This window comes from Gordonibacter sp., assembly GCF_036667095.1.
Classification (GTDB): domain Bacteria; phylum Actinomycetota; class Coriobacteriia; order Coriobacteriales; family Eggerthellaceae; genus Gordonibacter.
In genome coordinates, this window is the sequence record NZ_JAVWUP010000165.1 from 1 (window position 1) to 5,598 (window position 5,598).

5 protein-coding genes are annotated in these 5,598 nt (G+C 47.5%); all 5 read left to right on the forward strand.

Annotated elements, in window-relative coordinates:
* Window positions 1-1,664, forward strand: a 1,664-nt coding sequence (locus RR842_RS11465; RefSeq protein WP_332729802.1) for a molybdopterin dinucleotide binding domain-containing protein, incomplete at its 5' end; no start/stop codon positions are given.
* On the forward strand, window positions 1,661-2,281 hold the full coding sequence (locus RR842_RS11470) for a 4Fe-4S dicluster domain-containing protein (RefSeq protein ID WP_332729803.1): 621 nt from the start codon (window positions 1,661-1,663) through the stop codon (window positions 2,279-2,281). The genes RR842_RS11465 and RR842_RS11470, both read left to right, overlap by 4 nt.
* 19 nt (window positions 2,282-2,300) lie before the next feature.
* Window positions 2,301-3,506, forward strand: coding sequence for an NrfD/PsrC family molybdoenzyme membrane anchor subunit (gene nrfD / locus RR842_RS11475; protein ID WP_332729804.1), 1,206 nt, complete (start codon window positions 2,301-2,303; stop codon window positions 3,504-3,506).
* 182 nt (window positions 3,507-3,688) lie between these two features.
* Window positions 3,689-5,008 carry a radical SAM protein gene (locus RR842_RS11480; RefSeq protein WP_332729806.1) on the forward strand — a complete coding sequence of 440 codons (1,320 nt, stop codon included), beginning with the start codon at window positions 3,689-3,691 and terminating at the stop codon, window positions 5,006-5,008.
* Window positions 5,001-5,598: molecular chaperone TorD family protein (locus RR842_RS11485; RefSeq protein ID WP_332729807.1), on the forward strand; the 598-nt coding region annotated here is incomplete at its 3' end. The genes RR842_RS11480 and RR842_RS11485, both read left to right, overlap by 8 nt.

Consider the following 5,598-nt stretch of genomic DNA (forward strand, 5'->3'; position numbering starts at 1 on the left):
CTGCTTTTGCTATGGGGGTTTGTAACTATTTAATTGAAAACAATATGATTGATAAAGCATTTTTAAAAAAGAGCAGTACGGCACCGTGCTTGGTTAGAAAAAAAGACGGTCATATTTTAAGAAAAAGTGACTATGGGTATAAGCCTTTGCCAGGGAGCACAACGAGCATCATGTCTGATGATTTTGCTTATGTGTGGGATGGCGCCCAGGGGAAGGCTGTACCGACCGTTGAATCCGTTGACCCAGTTCTCACGGGATCGTTCCTTATTGACAATGTTGAATATACGACAACCCTCGAGTTGCTTATCGAGCGGGTTTCGGAGTGGACGCTTGAGCATACGGCCGAAGTATGTGATACAGATCAGTCAAATATTATTCTTGTCGCCGAAGCGTTGGCAAACGGGCCTACTTCGGTAATGATGGGGAATGGAGCGGGCCACTACACCAACAGCCACACGTATTTCACTGCTTCTTTGGCTGCTGCTATATTGACGGGCAATTTCTACAAACCTGGTGCTGGGTGGGCAAATGCTGGTGTTTCGTCGGATATTCTCTATTATGCTGATGCGTCATGGGGTGAACCGCCTAATTCAGTAGCGGGGCCGTCCTACTCTTCCCTCGATTTCGCTGACATTATGAAAAGTGGGGAGTATATGGGCAAACCTGCCGTAATTAAGGGCTTGATTACTTATGCGGGCAATCCCGTTGGCAATGTCCCCGATCGAAAAGCATTTTTGGAGGCACTCGAGAAGATAGAGTTATTTGTTTCAGTCGAGATGTCTATGACAGATACCGCAGAATATGCCGATATTATACTTCCGTGCTGCCATTGGTTTGAGATGGAAGATGTCGGCGGGATGCAATATGTTCCTTATGCAAACTTAGGAGAAAAGGCCATTGAACCTACTTTTGAACATAAGAGCGATTTTGACATTGTCAAGCTTTTAGCCCACGCATTGGGCTATGGCGATGCTTTCAAGGAAACGGCTGAAGAGGTAGTAAAAATCTGCGTAGACAAAGGGATGATGCCCGATATTAAGGGTGGAGCTATCACCTATGAACGCCTGAAGCAGGAAAAAAATATCCGCACTTTTCCCGATGGCTATTACAATAAAACCAGTTATCTTCAAGATGCAAGGCTGTTTTTTTATCTGGAAAACCCTGTTCCAAGATTTGCGGGGAAAAAGATTGATGTTGAGCTGGAGCGTTTGCCCTATTTTGAGCCGCCAGCTGAAGCGTGGCCGCACGATGTTGGAAAGTATAAAAAGAATGTACTGGCTGACAAATATCCACTTGTTTTTCAGTCTCTTCACACGCGATTCACCACTCACACAACCTACAACCACGTGGAGTGGCTTGTTGAGTTACGAGGGGGAGAGCCGAGCATTTATCTTAATGCCAATGATGCGAAAGTACGCGACATACATGAAGGCGATATAGTAAAAGTTTTCAACGACAGGGGCTATGTTGTCGTTAAGGCACTCTATGATGCCGGACTTAAACCCGGCATAGTGAACCTGCCGCATGGTTGGGGATATGACCAGTTTCGTGAAGGCCACTATCAAGATCTGACAAATCGTGCTACGCATGCGTTCGATGGTAATGAGTGTTATTTTGACTGTTTGTGCGAAGTCGAGAAGTATAAAGGTGGTGGCGTGAAATGAGAATGGGAATGGTAATAGATTTACATCGCTGCATTGGCTGCCATACGTGTTCCGTTGCTTGCAAGGAGGCAAATAACATTCCAGACGGCATGTGGTGGAATAGGGTTTTTACTGATGGGGGTAGCTCTATTGACACCGCATCAGGGGAATGGCCAAATGTTTCTTTGTCTTATATGGCGATTTCCTGCCAGCACTGCGAGAATCCGGCATGCGTAAAAGTATGCCCGGTCGGAGCAACCTATAAGGATCCAGAAACAGGTATTGTACGTCAAGATTACGATAAATGTATTGGGTGTCGCATGTGTATAGCCGCCTGTCCCTATACGGGTGTTCGCTCTTTTAATTGGGAAGAGCCAGCGTTTTGTGCTGGCCAGGAAATAGGTGATATTGATGCACCGAAACACCAGAAACATGTAGTTGAGAAATGTACGTTCTGCTACCAACGCCAGGCTCGAGGTGAAGTGCCGGCCTGCATGGAATTATGTCCCCCTCGTGCGCGGCACTATGGTGATCTTGATGATCCTGAGTCAGAGGTGTCAAAGCTGATTGCTTCACGCGAATACAAGCAATTGCTTGCAAGTGAAGGCACTAAACCATCTGTCTACTACCTCGTCTAGGGAGATATGGAGAAACATTATGACTGAATCAACCAAAACTCCCGCTGCTCGGTTTGGTGGCAGGGGGCTTAACCTTGGTATTATCATTGCCGCCATTATGACTGTTGTTGGTCTTGTCCTTTGGGGGGTGCAGCTTACTCAAGGTCTTGTTGTGACAAACATGCGCAATCTCGATTCTTGGGGACTCTACATTACGTCCTTTATGTTCTTGGTAGGTTTGTCGGCTGGTGGTCTTATTATTTCGAGTGTGCCGCGAGCGTTTGGTGTCAAGGGATTTGGCGGTATCTCGAAGATTGCTGTATGGACTTCTATCTGCTGTACGGTGCTTGCCATTGCCTTTGTCATCGTTGACCTGGGAAACCCGTTGCGCATTTGGGAGCTTTTTGCCTACTCAAATCTCACGTCACCTCTCATGTGGGATATTATCGTACTAACTGTTTACCTGATTCTCTCAATCGTGTATCTGTGGGCGACGCTGCGATTTGAAAATGGTAAAGGTTCCGAAATGGCCTTGCGTATTATTTCAGTGATTGCTCTTATCACGGCTATTCTTGTGCACTCTGTGACTGCATGGATTTTTGGTTTACAACAAGGTCGTGAGTTGTGGAACACGGCACTTCTTGCTCCGTGGTTCGTTTCTTCGGCACTCGTATGTGGTGTTGCGCTTGTGCTTGTTGTTGTCATTGTTCTGCGCAAGATTGGATATATGGAACTTGCTCAGGACCATGTGGTGAAGATGCTCAAGCTGCTTGGCGTATTCGTGCTGGTCGATCTCTACTTCTTTGGTTGCGATCTTTTGACAGCAAGCTTTCCTGGAGGAAGTGGTGCTGATGTGGTGACCATGTTGATTTCTGGCGCTCTCGCTCCATTTTTTTGGATCGAAATTGTACTTTGCGGTTTTGCAGCACTCATCGCTTTTGTTCCCAAGCTGCGCATTAATCCACTCATTGTGGCAGCGGCCATTGCGGCTATCGTTGCAATCTTTTGCAAGCGCGTGCAACTGTTAGTAGGGGGCTTTCAGATACCGAACATTGATTATGCGGGAGTCATGACGTCTTCAACTATTACCAATTGGACGGCAGGTATGGGAGCCTATCAGTCGCTCGTTTACTTCCCTACACTGTTTGAGTTTGGTATTGTGCTTGGTGTGGTGGGTCTCGGGCTGCTCATGTTACTTTTGGGATTCAAGTATCTGCCTCTCAAGCCAGCTGAGGCCTTGCGCTAGTTTGCGACATTGCTTAAAGGCGCACGGGTTTCCTGGTGCGCCTTTTAATGTATGGGAGGGGTTTCAAAACTGGTAGGAATCCCAACGACAGCATCATTCGTGTTCTAGGCTAAATATGTGTCCTGGGAAGAATAAGAAGAGGGCCAGAGAAAAGCTAGAAACGGTTAAGGGCGGTGACATAAGTGTTCGATAAAAATCTGCAAGAGTGTATTGAGATGCGCCCGACGCTGCGTGCGTGGCTTGCGGAATACGATGCAATTTCTGCAGAATATCGTAAGAGTTTTGAAGCGCAGGGCATAGTATTTGAGCCGTGCAATGAACACATGTGCGCCACTGAGCAGGTGTTAGAGCGTTTGCGAAACAAAGGTGCCCTGTTTCGCAACGGTAGGGCTAGCATATCCATCAATTGGCTTTCTTCTGCATGCAGGGCGTGTTCTGAGCAGGCAGGAAGCAAGACATTCTACCTTTCCCTCAAATGTAACAAAAACTGCTATTTTTGTTTCAATCCCAACCAGATAGGTTATGGCAGTCATCTTAAAGATGCTGAGGAATGGAAAGCTGAGGTGGATGCTTTTAAGCAAGAGGCTGATACGGTCACCCATATCGGACTGACGGGTGGCGAGCCGCTGCTTCACCCACAGGAGACCCTTGAGTTTTTACGCTACGTACAAAACGGTTGCCCCGGTGTTCACACGCGCATGTATACGGCTGGTGATCCGCTCGATATCCCCTTGATGGAAAAGCTTGCTGCTGCGGGTTTGTCCGAAATTCGTTTCAGTATCAAACTTGATGATGGCAAAAAAGCTGTTGAGTCCACCCTTGCGAAGATTGCGTTAGCGAGGGAGTATTTTGTTGACGTCTTGGTTGAAATGCCGGTGATACCAGGAACTGAGGCTATGATGCAAAACCTGTTATGCCACCTTGATAAAATAGGCATTCGCGGCATTAACCTTTTGGAATTTTGTTTTCCGCTTAACAGGTGGCAGGAGTTTGAAAAGCGTGGTTTTCGAGTAAAAAATCCACCCTTTGCTATTCTCTACAACTACGGATACGCGGGTGGCTTGCCAGTGGCAGCAAGTGAGCTCGGCTGCCTTGAGCTTGTTGAGTTTGCTCTTGATGAGGGTTTATCGCTAGGGGTTCACTACTGCTCGCTCGATAATAAGAATCGCTATCAGATATTCCAACAAAACACTACGGCTTACCTTAATCCACTCCTTTATGAGCAGAGTGATTCTGATTTCTTCTATAGGGTTGCGAAAGTGTTCGATGAAGACGTTGGCGTTGTTAAAGAGATATTGGAAGCTCATGGCGTTACGGATTTTAGCTTTGAAGAGCAGGGATTGTGCCTTGCCTTTCATCCGCAGTATTTGACGCTGCTGAAGGGGTATGAGGTAATTGCTGCGCTTTCGTGTAACGTTGTTGAGGGTGAAGGTCGAGAACGGTGTGTGCGGGAACTTGCACTGAATATTATTGACCATGATAGAGAGGTATTCCATGAGTGACGCATTGCTCTGGCAAACCCGCGCTTCGGCCTGGGAATTTTTGGCGTTATCCTTTCGTTATCCGGAGCGACAACTTGCGGAAATAATTGTATCGGGCGAGTGGGTGGAAGCTGCGATCGAAATTAGCAACGCCCTGGGTCTTGCGCTGCCAGATAATTTTAAAAAGAGCATGGCGCCATACGAGGGCGTCAATCCCGATGCCTTGCTCCCTGGCCTGCGTGTTGAGGCGACGCGCCTGTTCGTTGGTTCTCCCGAACCAGTGGTTAGTCCTTATGAGGGTGTTCATCGTGCTGCTGCGGACGGTGTTGCGGCTCTCTTGTTCGTGAATCCTCATTCTATGGATGTCGAGCGCTTTATGAAGTCATACGGAGTAGGGCAGGCTGAAGGAAAAAACGAACCGCTCGATTATGTTGCTACTGAATGTGAGTTACTTGAATATTTTGCTGCGTGCGAGTGTAATCTCGTCAACCCTGTCGCGGCGATTGCCCTTCCGGACAAAGGCTGGGCAGGTGCCTATAGGAGCTTTCTTCTTGAGCATGCCAGCATCTGGATGCCCGGGTTTGCTCGCGTTGTGCAGCAAGAAACCAGTG

Coding starts and splice junctions, on each gene's coding strand:
- nrfD (WP_332729804.1), top strand. CDS start 2,301: ATGACTGAATCAACCAAAACTCCCGCTGCTCGGTTTGGTGGCAGGGGG.
- RR842_RS11470 (WP_332729803.1), top strand. CDS start 1,661: ATGAGAATGGGAATGGTAATAGATTTACATCGCTGCATTGGCTGCCAT.